Origin of the sequence: Mycobacterium sp. H4Y (assembly GCF_000364405.1) — a bacterium.
Lineage (GTDB): Bacteria > Actinomycetota > Actinomycetes > Mycobacteriales > Mycobacteriaceae > Mycobacterium > Mycobacterium intracellulare.
This window is the reverse complement of record NZ_AKIG01000001.1, coordinates 2,232,787-2,251,450: the sequence shown is the minus strand read 5'-3', so window position 1 is coordinate 2,251,450 and position 18,664 is coordinate 2,232,787. Positions and strand designations below refer to the sequence as shown.

The window sequence follows — 18,664 nt, the reverse complement described above, 5'->3', positions numbered from 1 at the left end:
CTTATGAGAGTCTTGCGGCCCACGTTTTGGGCAGGAAGGCTCGACAAGATCATGGCGACGAGGAAGCGGCACAGTCCCGAGCAGATTGTGCGCAAGTTGATGGCGGCCGATCGGCTGCTGGCTGAGGGCAAGGACACCGCGGCGGTGTGCCGCGAGCTGGGTGTGTCCGAAGCGACGTATCACCGTTGGCGTAACCAGTTCGGTGGGCTGAAGGCCGAGGACGCCAAACGGCTCAAGGACCTCGAACGCGAGAACGCCGCGCTCAAGCGGTTATTGGCTGATGCCGAGTTGGAGAAGGTCGCGCTTAAGGAGATCGCGAAGGGAAACTTCTAAGCCCGGAACGTCGGCGGGCAGCCGTTCATCACCTCCAGCGCGTGCTGGGGGTCAGTGAGCGGTTCGCCTGCCGCGTGACCGGGCAGCACCGCGCCACCCAACGACACGAGTCACTGGCAGCCACGCCAGCCGATCCTGATGCGGCGTTGCGGGCCTGGCTTCGCGCGTACGCCAAGGATCACCCACGGCGGGGGTTTCGGCCCGCCTATCACGATGCCCGCGGCGAAGGATGGATTGTGAATCACAAGAAGGTTCAACGGCTCTGGCGTGAAGAAGGTCTGCGGGTGCCGCAGCGGCGCCGGCGTAAACGCCATGGCACCGCCACTACCGCTGGCGTTCCGACCGCCGATGCGCCCAATCGGGTGTGGGCGGCCGACTTCCAGTTCGACGTCACCACTGACGGGCGGCCGGTTAAGATCGTCTCGATCGTCGACGAGCACACCCGCGAATGCCTCGGTGGGATGGTCGAGCGCAGTATCACCGGCGAGGACTTGATCGCCGAGCTCGACCGCCTGGCCGCCCAGCGCGGCGCCTATCCTGCGGTGTTGCGCTGTGACAACGGACCCGAATTAGCTTGCAGCGCAATGGCCGACTGGGCCGCCGGACAGGTCGACCTGCACTTCATCCCGCCCGGAGAGCCATGGCGCAATGGCTACATCGAGTCGTTTAACTCCCGCATCCGCGACGAATGCCTCAACATCAACAGCTTCTGGTCACTGGCCCAGGCCCGGGTGGTCATCAGCGACTGGAAACACGACTACAACCACCACCGACGGCACTCGGCCCTGGGCTACCAACCGCCGGCCCGCTACGCTGCCACCTGTACCCACCAATGAACGACTCTCGTTCGCCGTGGACCAGTTCATGGGGTCCGGCCAGGCATGCAGTCCGGCGGCCGAAGCGACGCGACGCACAGGATTTAGTTCCTGGTCAGGGTGCAGCTCGCGGTCCGCCCAACTGCGTCAGAACGTCTGCAAGGGATGCCCCTCCGAGAAGGTCCGAGACCTCTAGATCGTGATTGAATTCGGCCTTCACACGGCGGCGTAACTCCAGTGCCTGCAGGGAATCCAGGCCGATCGCGACCATGGGGGCGGTGGTGTCAATCGTCTCGGCGCGGTCGACACCGATGGCTTCGGCCAGCAGGTTTACTAACCGTCGGGGTAGACCTGTCTCCTCGACGGGCGCTGGAGCTTCGACGATAGAAGTTGCCGCGGCGGGCGAGGTCAGCTGGGACAACAGCGGGCCGTAGCCGTAGACCTCCAGGACTGATCGTGCGCGAGCGAAATCGAATGCCGCGACGATGGCATTTCCAGGAAGTCGGCGCATTCCCAAAGCGATTGCGCCGGCAGGAGACATCGGGACGACGCCGATGGCAGCCAGCTGCGCCATGCTGGCGTCATCGAGATCAAAATGGACGGTCCACTGTCCCCACTGCACGGACACGCAGTCCAAACCCTCGGCTCGGAGTCGGTGCGCCGTAGCGTCGAGCATCCGATTGGCCGCCGCGTAGACGACCTGTCCCCGGCCGCCGATCGTCGCCCTGGCCGAGGAGCATAGGACTACCCGACAGTTGTCCGTCCTGGGGAACGTCCCTAATATGCGGCAGATGCCAACAACTTTGGCGCGTAACGCCTGGTCGACTTTCTCGGCGGTGATGTCCTGGAATTCGACAGCCGAATACTCTACGGCGGCGTGGATGATCAGATCTGCAGGCACGCTTTGGTTTTCGGCAGCCAGTCGTGAGACCGCTGCTTGGTCGCCCACGTCGCACCTAGTGACATGGATCGGCGTCGCTGCGGCCGAACGAATGCGCTGCAGTCGGTCTGCGACGGCAGCCGTCTCGCCCGATCTGCTTACCAACGTGATTCGCTGCGCGCCGCAGTGCGCGAAGTGCTCGCAGAATTCGAGCCCGAGATTTCCTGTTCCCCCGATGATGAGCACATGCTCAGGGGGTGCTGTGTCGCAGTCGCCGGCGGACGTGTCGCTCTCGGCGATGCGCTTGGCGTAGAGGCCGCCGTTGCGGAATGCCACCTCGGATTCTTCAGCCGTGTGCAGCGCCATGAGGATTGCGTGTGCTGAGTCTGACGCCGTCAGTCCGCGCGGCAGATCGAGGTGCCGGAATCCGATGCCTGGATAGTCGGCGCCTATGCTGCGAAACCCTGCGCTGGCTGCTGCGTGAACCGGATCCGGTGGCGCGTCGTCTGCAACAACCGCCTCACCGCCGACTGTTACGAGCCAGCAGTCGGTGACCGCGTCGTGTATCCCCGGCCACCAGCTGCGGTCGGCAAAGAATGTCGCGACCTCGGCTGCGGCGGCGGCGTCGTCCAGTTCGGGCGATTGCGGAACCAGGATGACGAGCGTATTGAGATCGCCACTGGCGGCGCTGTTTTCGGTGTTGATCATGCGACCCGTGGCGCCGATCTCTTCGGCCACGACGCATAAGGTGGTGGCCAGGTCCCCGCAGGCTCCGGTGTGATCCACGAGTCCGAGGGCGCGCGGCGGCATCAGTGAGCGCTGCGACAGCCGGACCCATTCCTCGACGAGGAGGCGCGCGGGTGTGGTTTCGGCGATCCGATCGCGCGCCGAATCGGCCACTGCGGCAACGGGTGTGACAGCGGATGGTTGACGGGCACGCACGGGCAGAACCTCGTTATAGGGCAGCCACAGCCGGGTCTCGTTCATCCGGGTGTTGGGGAAATCGCGTAACGGCAGCCGGACGTGGCCGTCAGATTCGGTGCGCAGGCACTCCCACGAATAGTCGAGGTCGTGTACTGCCACCTGCGCGAGGCCGCGGGTGAACTCGCCCAAATCGGTGGCGGTTCGTTCCGACGTGCCGACCACCACCGCCTCGCGTTCGTCCGCCTGGACAGCGAGATTCTCGTGAATCGCCAACTGCAGCGTCGGATGTTCGGCCAGTTCGACGAAAGTGTCGATGCCGTGCCGCACCGCGGTCGCAATCGCTTTGTCGAAGCGAACGGTGTTGCGCAGGTTCCAGAACCAATATTCGTCGACCGGCAGCTCAGGCATGATGGGGCCGCCGAGAGTGCCTCCGAGGCAGTCGATGTCGGTGTCGAGGAACTGCGGATTTTGCAGTTGGCGCTGCATGGACGCACGTACCGAAGCGGCGAGCTCATTGATCAAGCTGCTGTGCGCGGGATACTGCACGCGAATGACGCGCGCGAACGTGCCGCGCTCGGTCAACGTGTCCACGATGCCCTGCACCGTCTCTTGATCACCTGAAATGCCCACCATGCTCGGGGAATTCACCACCGAGAGCTGGGCCCAGCCCGAGCAACGCGCGAGTAAGTCCTCGCAGGTGTCACGGTCGGTGGCGACAACGGCCATGGCGTAATCACCGGAGGCGAACTCGTCGGCGGCACGTGCGCGGAGCCCGACGACGAGCGCGGCATCTGCCAAAGTGGTCATCCCGGATACGTAGGCCGCGGCGATCTCGCCTTGGCTGTGCCCGATGGTGACGTGGGGCGCAACGCCGAATGATCGCCACATCGCGGCCAGGCCGGCCATCTGTGTGAACAACGCGGGCTGGACGACGCCCGAACTGTCTTCGGCAGGAAAGTTGTCGTCGAGAAGGTATTTCAGCGGTGACTCGCCGAACTGCGTCTGGAATGCCTCGGCACAGCGATCTGCCTCGATTCGGAATGCCGGTATCGCTTCGTAAAAGAGCCGCCCCATCCCCGGTCGTTGGCCTCCCTGCCCGGGAAAAACATAGGCGAGCCGGCGGGTGCTGGCGGGTGTATTGGTGCGCACCAACGAAGGATGTTCGTGTTCATCGATAACCGCGTGCAGGGCGCTGATCAACTCGTCGCGCTGGGTCACCATGGCTAGGGCTTGGTGCCGGCGCGCGATCCGCGTCCGAAACAGCATTTCGGCGATCCGGTCGGGTGTCACCTCGGGATGGTCTGCGGCATAAGAAAGGAGGGCGACAGCCTCATCCCGCAGTAGTTCGCGCGTTTCGGCCGATAACAGGACGGGAATGGTGTCGTTCGGAAGCCGGTAGGTAAGAGGTGCCACTATTCACTCCAGGGAACTTGCGGGCATCGCGATGATCGCATGCGCGTTGGCGCCACCGGCGCCGAACGATGAGACCGCGCCGTAGCGGACGCCGCCTATGGGCTCCCACTGGTGCAGTTTTGTCGCCAATCGCAGGCCCGTCAGGTCCCAGTCCACCGTCTCGGTGGGGTTGTCCGAGAAGAGCGTTGGTGGGATCTGACCGTGCTGGCCGGCGAGTAACAGTTTGATCAGTCCGAGGATTCCGGATGCCGCTTGTGCGTGCCCGGCGTTCGACTTCAACGAGCCCAGCCGCGCCTTGGATCCCGCCGCGCCGTAGGTCTTGAAAAGGGCCAGCAATTCCACCGGGTCGCCCGCGCGGGTCGCGGTGCCGTGCCCTTCAATCATTCCGACTTCGGCCGGATCGATCCCCGACGCGTCAATTGTCTTGCGGATGAGCTGCTCTTGCGCGCGCACCCGGGGTACGAGGATCGGCTTGCCTTTGCCGTTGTGGTTGGTGCGGACGGCCAGGATGCGTCCATAGATCCGGTGTCCCAGTCGGCGTGCGCGGGATTCAGGTTCGACAACGACCATCCCCGCGCCTTCCCCCCACACGGTGCCGCTGGCGTCCTCCGAGTAGGCGCGGCAATGCCCGTCAGTGGAAAGCGCATTGAGCCTTGCGAATTCGTAGAAAGCTCCCGGTGACCCCATGACGCACGCCGCGCCGGCAAGCGCCCATTCGCATTCGCCCGTCCGCACCGCCGTCGCGGCCAGGTGCAGTGCGGTCAACGACGACGCACACGCCGAATCGATACACATCGATGGCCCGGACAGTCCAAGGCAGTGCGAGATACGCCCGGCGGCCCCCAGCTGGCCTAGGCTGGCGATCCGATGCCCGCTGTGGGCATCGGCTAAGGCCGCACGCGGGCCGTACTCCATCGGGGACATCCCGACGAAACAGCCGACGTCGGCGCCGTCGAGCGCGCCGGGGTTTATCCCCGAATTCTCCAGTGCCTTCCACGCCACACGCATCGCCACCCGTTGCTGGGGCTGCATCACGAGGGCCTCGCGATGCGTGATACCGAAAAAAGGAGGGTCGAATGTTGTTGCGCCGTCCAGGAACCCGCCCGCGTCGAAAACCGGCCCCCAGCCGTCTAGCTCGGATACCGACAGGAGATCGTCGATCGGCCAGCCGCGGTCGCGTGGAAAGGGGGCAATCAGTTCCCTGGCTTCGGCAAGCGCGGACCACAAGGCTGCGGGACTGTCGATTCCCCCGGGCGCCTCGACGGCCATTCCGGAAATGACGATTGGGTCGTCGCTGCTCACGCCGTCTGCTCGCGGTGCGCACTAGACGCCAACAACTCCGCGACGGCGCCTATGTGCGATTCCAGGTAGAAGTGTCCGCCGTCGAACATCGTGACCTTGAGGGTGTCGGTATGTTTGCCCCACCCGTACAGATCGCCCAACGTTATATACGGGTCTTGATTACCGCCCATCGCATGTACCGGAGCCGCTACCTTGATGTCGTCGGCGCAGGAGTAGGCGTCAAAGGCATTGTAGTCGGCTTTAATTACCGGAAGCGCCCGTCTCATGATTTCGCGGTCGGTGAACACATCCGTGCTGGTTCCCTCCAGCGCCGCTAGATGGTTGAGGATCCCCTCGTCATCCTTGGGATGCGGTGGCTTGGCCGCGGCGCGGTAAGGGGCAACCGCCGCGGAGACGTTCAACTGGCGCACATCGATTCCGCTGGCTTCGGCGATACGGACAAACTCGAACGCGACCAACGCCCCCATGCTGTGCCCAAACGTGACGATTGGGATCCCGCGATTGTGCTCTGACGTCCAGAATTCGCCGAACGCTCCAGCGGCGATGTCGGGGAGTGATTGCAACGACGCTTCAGCCGCCCGGTCCTGTCGTCCCGGGTACTGGAAAATAATGACCTTGAATGTCGTGCGCAGTGCTTTCGAAAATTCGCGGTAGGCCGACGCGCCAGCCCCAGCATGCGGAAAAATCAGCAACGGAACGCTTTCGGGCAAATCCGGTTCGTGGAACTGTCTGATCCACCCCAGTGTGCGCGGCATGCAACGCTACCTTTCGCTTCGTGTCGCTGTATGCGCCTCGAGGAGCCCGCGCGGCGGCACAACCACCGCATGCGTCATTAACTTAGCGTAGGCTAACATAAGCTCCTCGCCTTCGGGGGATCGCACCGGCCCGCCGTCCGGGTTTGGGGCGGCGCTTGGTCGGCCCTATCGGTCACGGATCATGAGGGCGGCGCGCTTGTTTGGCAGATCGAGGTCCGTGATGCGCTGAAACCCGGCGTGGTCGAGCACCCGGAGCACCCGCACATTGTCAACGTCGGGCTCGGCGACCACCCGTGCGGCCAGCGGATCCGCCTCCAGTTGCCATGACGAGACCGTGCGTAGCAGGTCCACCGCCAGCCGCCGTCCGCGGCACTCGGGTGGACCCAGCAGCATGTGCACGCCTGCGTCGTGCTCGCGGGCGGGGTAGTAGTCGGACAGCGGATCAAGATCGGCGCGGTAAAGCTCCCAGTAACTCATCGGGACGCTATCCAACAGACCCAGGTACGGAACCGAGTGTGCGCTGGAGTGCTGTTGATGCAGATAGGACGCAATCCGGACGCGGGACCACGGCTTCCGCCAGAATCGCGCCACCTCGGGGTCGTTCATCCAGCAATGCATCAGGTCGAGGTCGCCGTCGGGGTCCAGCCGGCGCAGCGAGAATTCGCCCGCGAACACTTCATGATCAACCGCGGCGCGGCATTGCTGCAGATCTTGCATCTGCACCCGTGTACCTCCCGACCAAAGGGGCCCTGTAGTGCGCGACGAGCACATAAAGCGATGGGCGATCCGATCTCGTCGCCGCGGCAGGCGCACGAGCCCTGTAACTTAGTGAAGGCTAACATAAGCCCGCAGTCGCGGTAGGGTGCCGGCGACGAAGGGATCGTTACTGCGTGTCGTGTCGTTCGGGTTCCGGATCTGGGGTGTAGGACGCCCCATGCTCGGACCGATCCGGCGAACTGAATAACGGGAGTGAGGCGAGCCATGGCCGACGACGTCAAGACTTTGGAGCAACGTCGCCTGGAACTGCTACGTAGGCGCATCGCCGAACGCGGTCTGGCGGCGCGGGAGTCGGTCGAGCTGGTGCGGATCTGTGCGGGAGAACGTTACCGTCTGTCGCCCGGCCAGCGGCGGATGTGGTTCCTGCAGGCCATGGACACAAGCGACGTTACGCTGAACATTTGCGTCGCCTACCGGCTCACGGGCGCCCTGGACGAGGCACGCTTGCGCGCCGCCTTCAATCAGGTCGTTGCCCGGCACGCGATCCTGCGTACCACCTACGCGGTGGACACCGAGGGTGAGCCTTATCAAGTGTTTTCCGATGGCGTTGAGATCGGTTGGCGAACAGATGATTTGACCCATCTTTCAGAGGAGGACCGCGATCGCCGGGTCCAGGCGCTGGCACGAGACGAGTTCGGCCGGTCATTCGACCTCACCGAGGAGCTTACGCTGCGGACAACCCTGATCCGCTCCGGCCCAGACGAATTCGTGCTGTTCTTCGTCGTACACCACATTTGTTGGGATGACGATTCCTGGGCTGTCTTCTTCGGCGAGCTGAGCGCTGCCTATAACGGTCTTCAGTTGAATAGCCGTGCGCCACAGTTCGTTTCGGTCGCGGTGCTAGGTAATGAGGCGGAACCCGCGAGTGCCGACGTCGGTTACTGGGCGGACACTTTGCGGCCGTCACCGGATCCGCTGGAGCTTCCCGGTGCGGCTGCCGTGCATCCGTCCAGGCAGGCCGATCGTCGGGCTCGCGCCCTTCCCGCCGGCTTGTTCGGCAGGGTCGAGGATTTTGCCCGAGACCGCTCCGCTTCACCATTTATGGTGTTGTTGGCGGCCTTTGGCGTGCTGATACGCCGCTATACCGGCGCAGCAGATTTTGTGATCTCCGTGCCGGTCACCGGACGCAGCGCCCCGGCCGAGGGGGCGATCGGGTACTTCGGCAACACGCTGTTGCTGCGGATCGTCGTTCGACCGCACGACACGTTCACCTCGTTCGTCGACGCGGTACGCGAAACCTGTTTTGCCGGGTTCGCCCACCAGTCCGTTGGCATCGATCGAGTGGTGCGCGAAGCCAACCCGGAGCGGGCAATGGGGCACGATGGCATGGACCAGCTGGTCCGCTTGGGTTTCAGCATGCGCAACAGCGCAAGTGGATTGATACTGGACGGTGTCACGGTAGGACAACTCGAATTGGGCGCGGTAGCCGCCCAGCTTCCGTTGGCCTTGACGGTTGTGCTCGACCCAAAGGGAGTATCGGTCGAGCTCGAGCACCAGACCGACGTGTTGAGCTCGGCACTCGTTGATCAGATGCTGACCCATTATCTGCAGCTGTTGAACAACGCCCTGGCCGAACCCGAACGTCGCCTAACCAAATTGGACCTGCTCGGCGCCGGCGAGCGGGAAGCCGTCCTGGCGCAGTCGCACGGGGAAGTTGTCGCCACGCCGGCCACCACGATGGTCGCGATGCTTGAAACAGCCGCGGCCGTCGCTCCCGACGCGGTCGCGCTAGTTTCCGACGCGGGTGAAGTCACCTATGCCGACCTGCATGCTCGCGCGAATCGTTTGGCGCGCTGGCTTATCGGACGAGGCTTCGGTGCCGAGGACGTCATCGGGCTGCGCATGACCACGTCGATAGAGTTCATCGTCGCGCTGCTCGCCGTGCTGAAAGCCGGTGCGGCCTACCTGCCGATCGACCCCGCCTATCCCGACGACCGCATCCAATACCTTGTCACGGATGCCCGACCCCAGACGGTTATCGGGCGACAGGAACTCGACGCCGCCGAAGACGCCGCCGCACAGTTGTCGGACGCCGCGCTCACCGATGCCGACCGGCTACGTCCGTTGCGTCCCGACCACTTGGCTTACGTCATCTACACTTCCGGTTCCACCGGGCGGCCCAAGGGCGTGGCTGTCTCGCACCGCGCGATCGCCGAGCACGTGGATGGTTTCATTGCCGAGTGGAGCGTGACCGGAGAAGACCGGTGGCTGCAATCGTCGTCGGTGAGCTTCGATGCTTCACTGGCAGACATCTTCATCCCGTTGTCGCTTGGCGCACAGCTGATCGTGCCCAGGCCCGAGGCCTTCGGTGACATCGATTACGTTGCCGAGCTGATCAATCGCCGCGGCGTCACCGTGCTCCACATGGTGCCCTCCATGCTGAGCACCCTGCTAATGCTGCCGCAGGCCAGCCAATGGCGGCAGTTGCGTCATGTGCCGGTGGGCGGAGAAGCGCTTCCCACTGAGGTAGCCGACAAATTCGCCAGCTACTTCGACGCGGAGCTACGCAATCACTATGGCCCGACCGAGGCCGTCGTGTGCTCGACACACAAGCGGGTCGCGGGGTCGCAGGGCGCGCGCGTAGTGCCGATCGGCGTGCCGAACCGCAACGTCTACGCCTACGTGCTCGACGAGCAGTTGCAACCGGTGCCCGCGGAGGTCGTCGGTGAGCTGTACCTCGGTGGCATTCAGTTGGCGCGTGGGTATCTCGGTCGTCCCGGGCTGACCGCGCAGCGATTCATCGCCGACCCTTTCAATCCCGGCATGAGGCTGTATCGATCCGGAGACCTGGTCCGCCGCAACATCTCTGGCGACCTGGAATTCGTCGGCCGAGCCGACGAGCAGGTCAAGATTCGTGGCTTCCGCATCGAGCTCGGCGAGGTCGAGTCCGTCATCAAAACGCATCCAGCGGTGCGGCACTGCCTCGTCGCCGTGGAAGACACCGAGGCTGGGCCCATGCTGGCCGCGTACCTGGTGCCAGCGGCTGATGAACACCTCTCCGCCGACTTAGATCTCGATGAGATACGCGCACATGCCGCCTCGGCGCTGCCTGAATACATGGTGCCCAGCGCATTTGCAGTTATCCATGAGATCCCGCTGACTGTGAGCGGCAAACTGGACAAACGGGCACTGCCCGCACCTACGCCTATCGCTGTGCGCCGCTACCGTGAGCCGGCGACCGAGACCGAGCGCCGGATGTGCTCGATTTTCGCCGAACTGTTCGGCTGGGAGCGTGTGGGTGCTGAGGACTCATTCTTCGGGCTGGGTGGCCATTCCCTGCTGGCGGCTCGGCTGGTCGCGCAGATCCGTGCCGAATTCGGCATAGAGCTGACCGTTCGCGCCGTGTTCGATACGCCCACCCCGGCCGGATTGGCGGCTGCGCTGGTCGAGCAGTTCCGTGCCGAGTTCGACATCGACCTTGACGCGATGGACGCCGAGGACACTTTCGACGACGCAACGTCGGCTTGGCAATCGAGCCGCCCAGAACTCGTCGAATCGGTTCGCCCGGAGCGGCTCCCGTTGTCCTACTCGCAGCTCGCCGCGTGGTTCCAGTATCGGATGGAAGGGGCGGGGGACGGCTTTAACATGCCCTTTGCGCTTCGCTTCGACGGTCCCCTGGACATCGTCGCCCTCACCGAGGCGGTCAACGACGTCGTTAAGCGCCACGACGCCCTGCGCACGAACTTCGATGAGCACGAAGGCGTTCCGTATCAAATCGTGCACCCGATCTTGCAGTTGGAACTAAAAGTCCGGGAGGTCACCCCGGACGGCTTCGATGACGCGGTGGCGCAGCAGCGCCGGCACGTGTTTACGCCCGAGTCGGGGCCGTTGATTACGGTCACCCTGTTGGCGCTCGGCACGGATACGCATGTGCTGTTGGTGGTCGTTCACCACATCGTCAGCGATCACGCCTCTCTGGGGATCTTCTTTGACGACCTCGTCACCGCCTACCGCGCGCGGCACCAAGGGCAGGCGCCGCAGTGGACCACATCGCCGATCCAATTCGTGGACTACGCGCTGTGGCAACGAGACGCATTCGCTTCCCTATGGGGACAGGCTGAGCTGGCGTATTGGCGTGACGCCCTCGCTGGGTTGCCCGACGAGGTCTCGGTTGCCCACGATTATTCCCGCCCGCCGGCGCTCGGAAAGCGTGGGGAGGTGGTGACTTTCACCGTGCCCGCCACCCGCCGGGCGTCCTTAACACAGCTCGCCGAGCAAAATGGCGCCAGCGAGTTCATGGTTTACCAGGCCGCCCTGGCGGTAGTGCTGCACAAGCTCGGCGGAGGGACGGACATTCCGCTCGGCAGCCCGGTCGCGTCCCGTGTCGAACCGATCACGGCTAATCTGATCGGCTTGTTCGCCAACGTGGTGGTGCTGCGCAACGATCTGTCCGGTGATCCAAGCCTGCGCACCATGCTCACCCGTAGCCGCCACACGGTGCTCGACGCATTCGCACACCAAGAGCTGCCCATCGAACGTCTGGTTGAGGCTCTCAACCCACCGCGCTCACGGTCCCGAAACCCGCTGTTTCAGAACATGATCCACTTTCGCGGAGAGGATTGGGCGCTGATACCGCGCCCTCTCACCGAGACCGGCGGCACCACGGTCGTACCGCTTCCGATGGACTTCGAGGTCTCACTACTGGATCTGGACGTGGGCATGAGCGTGACGCCGGCCGGTGAACTCGACGTGCGCGTCGTCGCCAATGCCGATCTCTACGAACCTGCGTCGGTTGCCCTTATCGCCGCCGCTCTGAACGCAGCACTCGATGCGTTCGCGACGGCGCCGGACCGTCCCGTGTCCAGCCTGGAGTTGCTTCCCACGGATGATTTGGAGAAACTTTTCGCCCCGCCGGCCCCGCCCATCGCTGCGCCCTCGAAACCGGCCACCGCAGGCTCGGTGGAAACCGAGCGGATCCTCATCACCTTGCTAGAGGAATTGCTCGACGTCACCGGTCTCGATCGCGACGACAACTTCTTCGCGCTCGGCGGTGACAGCATCATCTCCATTAAATGGTCGGCGCAGGCCACCGCGCAGGGACTGGCCTTCACCCCGGGAATGGTGTTCGAGTACATGACCATCGGCGAGCTGGCCGCGGCGGTCGACGCGGCAGCGGGTCAGCCGGCGGCCGAGACGGATTCGCCGCCGAAGCAGGAATATACGCCGATGAGCGCGTCGGGCCTGACCCCCGATGCGTTGGCGCAACTCAACGCATCCTGGCTCAACCAGTCGTGACGGCACCCGTGAGGTATTTGTGACCACAGCTCCGCCGCAGATCGAGGACGTGCTCGCTCTCAGCCCTTTGCAGGAAGGGCTGTTTGCGTTATACCGATTGGCGCAGGACAGTATCGACCTTTACAGCATGCAGTTCGTCGTCGATGTCGACGGACCAGTCGATCTCGAGCTGCTCCGCCGCAGCGCTCAAGCCATGCTGGTCCGACACCCGAATCTGCGCGCCGCCTTCTGGGATCGTGATGTACCGAAGCCCGTGCAGATCGTGCCCATGCAGGCCGAGCTGCCCTGGTCCGAACGGTTCGCACCGCCAACGGAATTCGATGCCATTGCACGATCGGAGCGGCGCCGCCCGTTCGATCTGAGTCGTGGACCGGCATTGCGGGTTGTGGTGCTTGGCACTCCCGGCGAGACCAGGCGCCGGATGATTTTCACCGCCCACCATATTCTGGTTGACGGCTGGTCTCTCGCCGTGTTCTTCACCGAGATGCTCACCGTGTATCGGGCGGGAGGATCGACCGACGGGCTACCGAGCCCGCGCCCCTACCGTGACTACATCGTCTGGCTTGCCCAGCAGGACAGGGCGGCCGCGACCGCTCAGTGGATGACGTATCTGCAGGGTGTGTCCGGCCCGCTCATGGTGGCGGATGGGACCGTCGCCGCGGGCGAGGGCGTGCCGGAAAAGACCGAATTGCTGTTGCCTGCGGCCGATACGGTGCGGCTGCGACAGTGGGCGGGTCGCAACGGTCTTACCCTCAACACCGCGGTGCTATTCGCGTGGGCGGTTGTGCTCAGCAGGCTCACCGACCGTCGCGATGTCGTTTTCGGCACCATCGTGTCCGGCCGGCCGGAAAACCTGCCCGGCGTGGAAACCATGGTCGGACTGTTCATTAACGCCGTGCCGGTGGTGCACCAGGTGAGCACCGCCGACTCGGTGGTGGAGCAATGCGCCCGCTTGCAGCGCGAGTCGTCGGCGATGCGCGACATCGGTTATCTCAGCCTGTCGGAAATCCAGCGTGAGCATGGCCGGGGAACCCTATTTGATTCGCTATTCGTCTTCGAGAACGCACCGATCGAGGACGCCATCCGGACGGTGACCACACCAGACGGAGCCCGGTTCAGTCCGGTAGAGATGGAGAGTCTCACGCACTACCCGTTGACTGTGGTCTCGCACATGCGAGACGACGCGCTGTTGGTACTGGTCGAGGCGATTCCCGAGGCACTTCCGCATCTTCGGCCCTCCCAGATCGGCGAGCGCTTGCTCGCCGTGCTGCGCCAACTCCCCGATATTGGCGACGACACCCCCGACACGCTGGATATCCTCACCACGGCGGAGCGCGCCGAGTTCGAAGGACTTGCGACGCGGCCGCTACCCACTGCGGAGAGCACCTCGGTGTGGGAGACATTCGAGCGGCAGGTCCACGCCACACCGCATGCCGTCGCCCTAACTACCGGCGGTGGTGACTGCTATACCTATGCCGAACTACACGCGCACGCTTGCCGGCTCGCGGGGGAGTTGGCCGAACGGGGCATAGGACCGGAAAAAGTCGTTGCGCTGGTGCTGCCGCGCTCGACGAATTCCATCGTCGCCATCCTGGCCGTACTCGCCGCCGGTGGCGCCTATCTGCCGGTCGATATCACGTTGCCGAACGCTCGTATCGAATCTATTTTGCGGCAAGCAAATCCGGTACTCGCCATCGCCGAAGCCGGCTACACGGAGTTGGTAAGCGGCCGGGTCAACACAGTGGTGATCGACGAACCCGCTGCCGCCGGCCGCATCTCGCAACGCGCAGCCGCCAGCTTGGCGGTTCGCCGGCACCCCGAGCACAGCGCGTACGTCATCTTCACCTCGGGCTCGACCGGTGAACCCAAGGGCGTCATCGGCACCAATGCCGCTTTACTCAGCTATTTCGCTGACCACCGCGACCGTGTCTACCGGGCGGCTTCGGCACGCCTGGGCCGCCCGCTGCGGATCGCCCACGCCTGGTCCCTGAGCTTTGACGCCTCTTGGCAGCCCATGGTGGGCCTACTCGACGGGCATGCGATCCACCTGTTCGACGCCGAGGAGATGCGCGACGCAGACCGGCTGGTGCAAGGGATGGCCGCCAACCAGATCGACATGATCGACACCACCCCGTCGATGTTTCTGCAACTGCGTGCCGCGGGACTTTTGGACCACTCTCTTTCGGTGCTGGCCCTCGGCGGTGAAGCAATCGATACCGCGCTGTGGGAGCAATTGCGCGCTCCGTCGCCAACCGCGGTCTACAACTGCTATGGCCCCACCGAAACGACGGTCGAAGCGGTGGTGGCACCGGTCACGGAATACCAAAAGCCGACGATCGGCACCGCGAACGCTGGAACCGTCGGTTACGTCCTGGATTCGGCGTTGCGGATGGTGCCGGACGGTGTGGTAGGCGAGCTCTATCTGTCCGGGGCGCAGCTGGCCCGTGGCTATGTCGGCAGGTCTGCGATGACCGCGGCTCGCTTCGTGGCGGACCCGCTGCGTCCCGGCCAACGCATGTACCGCACCGGTGACCTGGTACGTCGCCTGCCGCACGGTGGATACTCCTATGTGGGACGCTGCGACTGCCAGGTCAAGATCCGTGGCTACCGCGTGGAGATCGGTGAGATCGAGGCGGCCCTGCGCGGTCAGCCGCAGGTGTGCGATGCCGCGGTTTCCGTTCTGCGTCGCGAGACCGGCGCAATTCTGGTGGGTTTTGTTGTGTGGCAGGAGGATGTGGCTGCCGACCTGATACAGCTGCGTACCGCGCTCACCGAACGGCTGCCGCCTTACATGGTTCCCGCCCGAATCGTGGCGATACCTCAGCTGCCGGTGAATGCGAACGGCAAGCTGGATGGCCGTGCATTGGACCGGCTTGCCGAGGATGCGCTCTTGCGTGTCACTGAAGGCGGGGCGGCATCGGCGTCCACCGACACCGAACGATCGCTGTGCAAAATATTCGAGGAACAGTTCAACGGCGTAGTGCCACACGTCGACGACGACGTCTTCTCGCTCGGGTTAGACAGCATCGTGGCGATTTCGTTGGTCCATAAGGCGCGGCGGCACGGCCTGTCATTGAGTCCCCGGATGCTATTCACCGCACCGACAATTCGCCAACTCGCGGACGCGTTGGACCTAGCAGCCGAATCGGGCACCGCCCTCGAGGCCGTCGAATACGGCGAGGTTCTGCCCCTGCCGATGGTGTCCTGGCTCTACGAGTACGGAAACTACCGCCGGTTCACCCATACCGTTTTGCTGCGATTGCCGTCTGAAATCGACCGCCCCTCAATCGAGTCGATGCTGCAGTTGTTGTTCGACGGGCACGACACTCTGCGATCGATTCTGGTTGAGACCGCCGGGGGACCGCGCCTTGTTACGCGCGAACCCGGCGTCGTCCGTGCCACTGATGTGCTTACCCGCGTTGAGCTACCCAATTCGTCCCGCGAGGAACTAAACACGGCCATAACAGATTCGGCGCGTAAGGTCACCGAGGAGATCGATCCCCATTCGGGTGCCATGGTGCGAGCGGTGTGGTTTTCCGGGGCCGTGCACGGCGAGCTGCTGCTGATCACCGCGCATCATCTTGCGGTAGACGTGGTGTCCTGGCACATCATTCTCGGCGACCTCGCTGGAGCTTGGCGCTCACTGACATCGGGCGAAACGCCAAAGACATTGCCAGAGTTTACTTCTTACCGACGGTGGTCGGAGCTGATGTGGCAGCGGGCCGCTACCGCCGAAGTGCAGGCCCAGCGCGATTACTGGAACGCCCAGGTTCAAGGGCCCGATCCTGCGCTGGGTAGGCGGCATCCTGATGCTACCCGTGACACGTGGTCGACTCTGCGGGTCACACGGGCGCTCATACCGATCGACGTCACTGAGCGCGTGCTCACTGCGCTCACCAGAGATAAGGGCATGGACGAATTCCTGCTGGCCGCGCTCACGATGGCCGTCGCGAGTTGGCGGCGTACTCGTGAACAAGATTCGGCGGCTGGCACGCTCGTCACGATGGAGGTCCATGGGCGCGCTGACGCCATTTTGGACACGGACACCACGAACACGGTCGGTTGGTTCACGACTGCATACCCGGTACGGCTCGGAGTGGGTGTGTCAGGCGTCGACGCCGAGCAGGCAGCAAGCGATCCGGCGGCGGCCCGAGCGCTATTCGATTCGGTGGCTGGCCATTTGAGTGCGATTCCGAATGAAGGCCTGGACTTTGGACTGCTTCGTTATGTGGACCATGTTCCAGAACTGCAGGATGCTGTCGAACCTCAGATCATGTTCAGCTACTTGGGTCGCCTCGACCTCGCCGGTGGAACGGATCAGCCCTGGTCCTTAGTTGCCGGCGACCAAGTCGACGTTTTGCCCGTCGACCCTGAGCCAGATCTGCCACTGCGTTTTGCGCTGTACCTAGCCGCGGCAGTACGGGGAACATCCGAAGGTCCGCAACTGACGGCTAACTGGCTCTGGAGCGATGCCCTGTTCGCGTCCTCCGACATCGACCGGCTAACGCAACTCTGGCAATGGGGCATAGCCGCGCTCGCGGCTGGATTGAATGAAAGCCCGGCGTAGAAAGTGGAAAAGAAATGACCCGCCGGTGAAGCTCAGCGTGGCAGGCCGGAATGCCTGCCCGTCATCGCGCCCCACTGCCTCGACGTCGCAGCATTGACCGACGAGGAGGTTCTCGCCGAGGGCTAGTTCGGGGCGGGTGACCCGACGATGATACTGCCGACGCTGCACTCCTGTAGTTCATCGACACCGGTGGCCGCGACGAAAGCGGCGGTATCACCGAAGCCTTGCGCGCACGCGCCGAGGCCCATCGCGGTCGCGGCCAGGTAGATCGTCTGCATGAGGACGCCGACATCTTTGAGGATGGCGGCATAGGCGATCTGCTCGTAGGTCCACATGATGCGACCGCAACGCGCAGCCATGACGACGAGCACTTGCGGCTCGGCACCTCCGGTGAGAGTTGCTGCGGCCGGTTTCAACAGCTGGGACACGGCCTTCGAATCTGGTCCAGCGACAGGGCGTAGGACATGGTCGAACGAGTCGTAGTGGTACATTGCCGGCTCGAGTCCGGCGACATTGCGCACCACAGGGTAGAGCTCCAGCTCATACAGACTGCCACCAGAAGGGTACGGGCGTGACACGAGTTCCTCCCCGTCAGCGACGAGTTCGGTTCTCCGCGTTCGCGCTGTGCGGTAGAGCAGTTCGGCCAACTGCCCAACAGTAATCGGGCGGGCGTCATCGAATGTCCTTGTGGAAACTCGGTCTTCGAGGACGGCCGTCAAAGTCGGGTCCTGCATTCGTTTGGCCGCCAGATCGGGAACCAGAAGGGCAATAGGCTCACCCGGATAATTCGTCCTGCGCGCGGGCGGCTGTGGGAATCGACCCTTCGCCCACTTGGTCGGGCCGAAACGCTCCCAGGTGACGGTGCGTTGCCCCAGAGTGCTGCGGCGGTGAAACCACAGATCCGGTGCGCTCCAGCTGAGAGCATCGAATCTGCTGTCTTCGGCGCCGAGGTTGGTGAGGATGCCACACCAGTGCAGATCCTCGATGAACCGCGAGGTGACGGCGCTCGGCACGCCTGAGACGTCTGCTGCAGGCCCGTCGAGCAGGACAAGCAGGCGTGAGTCGTGAATGCGCACATCACACCACGCCAGCGGATGCTCAAGGACGAAACCCTCTGAGTCTCGGTGCAGTACAGCAAATTTCGATAGCGCGAAGGACCGTGGCGACATCGGCGCCGGCCGTTTTGCGGGCCGCTCGAACGGCAGGATGGAGTAAAAATCGTTCTTTTCGTCGCGCACAGTGACCGTCAGCCAACCGCTCGTGGCGAGCTGATCTATCAGCGTGCCGACACCGCTTTCGTCTGTCGCCGTGAGTATCTCCGACAGCGTTGCCGGCCCGAGATTCAGCGTTTTGAGTGCCTGTAGCTGGCCAGGGGTCAATCGGGTCAGCTTCTCGCTGCGCGGAGGATTCAGCAGCACCGCTCCAGCGGGCGTGACCAAGCAGGTGACACCGGAACGGAACGCGAATCTCGTTTGGCCGGGGTATCTGACGTCGGGCAATCCGCGAACCCTTCCGCTTCCGAATTAATCCACCATCTCGACGCCCTCAGCGTAAGCGAGGCACAGTTCGTGCGGGTTAGCAGCTCCGGCGCGGGCTCACCAGTAAGCCAGCGGATAGCGTGCACGTGACGGGACCCGTCGCAAAACGAGGAACGCGAATCGCG

General features: G+C 63.8%; 8 protein-coding genes. 3 read left to right on the top strand and 5 right to left on the bottom strand.

Annotation, left to right across the window (positions count from 1 at the left end):
* The first annotated feature begins 51 nt into the window (after positions 1–51).
* A protein-coding gene (locus tag W7U_RS09875) for an IS3 family transposase (RefSeq protein ID WP_085976834.1) occupies positions 52–1,169 on the top strand; the annotation gives its coding sequence in 2 pieces (ribosomal slippage) (positions 52–319 and positions 319–1,169; 1,119 coding nt in all).
* 94 nt (positions 1,170–1,263) lie between these two features.
* On the opposite strand, the gene nbtC is transcribed toward W7U_RS09875, so the two are convergent.
* The 4 genes from nbtC to W7U_RS09855 all read right to left on the bottom strand — a co-directional run bounded on the left by nbtC (position 1,264) and on the right by W7U_RS09855 (position 7,139).
* Positions 1,264–4,365 carry a nocobactin polyketide synthase NbtC gene (gene nbtC, locus W7U_RS09870; protein WP_014942255.1) on the bottom strand — a complete coding sequence of 1,034 codons (3,102 nt, stop codon included), beginning with the start codon at positions 4,363–4,365 and terminating at the stop codon, positions 1,264–1,266.
* Between the two features lie 3 nt (positions 4,366–4,368).
* Entirely contained in the window at positions 4,369–5,667 is a 1,299-nt protein-coding gene (locus tag W7U_RS09865; protein ID WP_008257493.1) for a polyketide synthase, read from the bottom strand.
* Complete coding sequence (locus W7U_RS09860) at positions 5,664–6,422, bottom strand: alpha/beta fold hydrolase (RefSeq protein WP_008257491.1); 759 nt, start codon at positions 6,420–6,422, stop codon at positions 5,664–5,666. Before W7U_RS09860 ends, W7U_RS09865 begins: the two co-directional genes overlap by 4 nt.
* Before the next feature lie 165 nt (positions 6,423–6,587).
* A complete protein-coding gene (locus tag W7U_RS09855; RefSeq protein WP_008257489.1) occupies positions 6,588–7,139 on the bottom strand; it encodes a GNAT family N-acetyltransferase in 552 nt (183 codons plus the stop codon).
* Positions 7,140–7,403: 264 nt separating this feature from the next.
* Here W7U_RS09855 and W7U_RS09850 point away from each other — a divergent pair, with 264 nt between their 5' ends.
* Together W7U_RS09850 and W7U_RS09845 are read left to right on the top strand one after the other, a co-directional pair.
* Positions 7,404–12,434 (top strand): non-ribosomal peptide synthetase, encoded by a 5,031-nt coding sequence (locus tag W7U_RS09850; RefSeq protein ID WP_008257486.1) that lies wholly within the window; start codon positions 7,404–7,406, stop codon positions 12,432–12,434.
* A 19-nt stretch (positions 12,435–12,453) separates the two neighbouring features.
* Entirely contained in the window at positions 12,454–17,001 is a 4,548-nt protein-coding gene (locus W7U_RS09845) for a non-ribosomal peptide synthetase (RefSeq protein WP_008257484.1), read from the top strand.
* A gap of 122 nt (positions 17,002–17,123) precedes the next feature.
* On the opposite strand, the gene W7U_RS09840 is transcribed toward W7U_RS09845, so the two are convergent.
* Positions 17,124–18,500, bottom strand: a complete 1,377-nt coding sequence (locus W7U_RS09840; RefSeq protein ID WP_170320569.1) for a SagB family peptide dehydrogenase — start codon at positions 18,498–18,500, stop codon at positions 17,124–17,126.
* Positions 18,501–18,664 lie beyond the last annotated feature (164 nt).

What these genes read in the sequence shown, in the direction of transcription:
- W7U_RS09850 (WP_008257486.1), top strand. Translation starts at nt 7,404, where the DNA reads ATGGCCGACGACGTCAAGACTTTGGAGCAACGTCGCCTGGAACTGCTA.
- W7U_RS09855 (WP_008257489.1), bottom strand. Translation starts at nt 7,139, where the DNA reads ATGCAAGATCTGCAGCAATGCCGCGCCGCGGTTGATCATGAAGTGTTC.
- W7U_RS09860 (WP_008257491.1), bottom strand. Translation starts at nt 6,422, where the DNA reads ATGCCGCGCACACTGGGGTGGATCAGACAGTTCCACGAACCGGATTTG.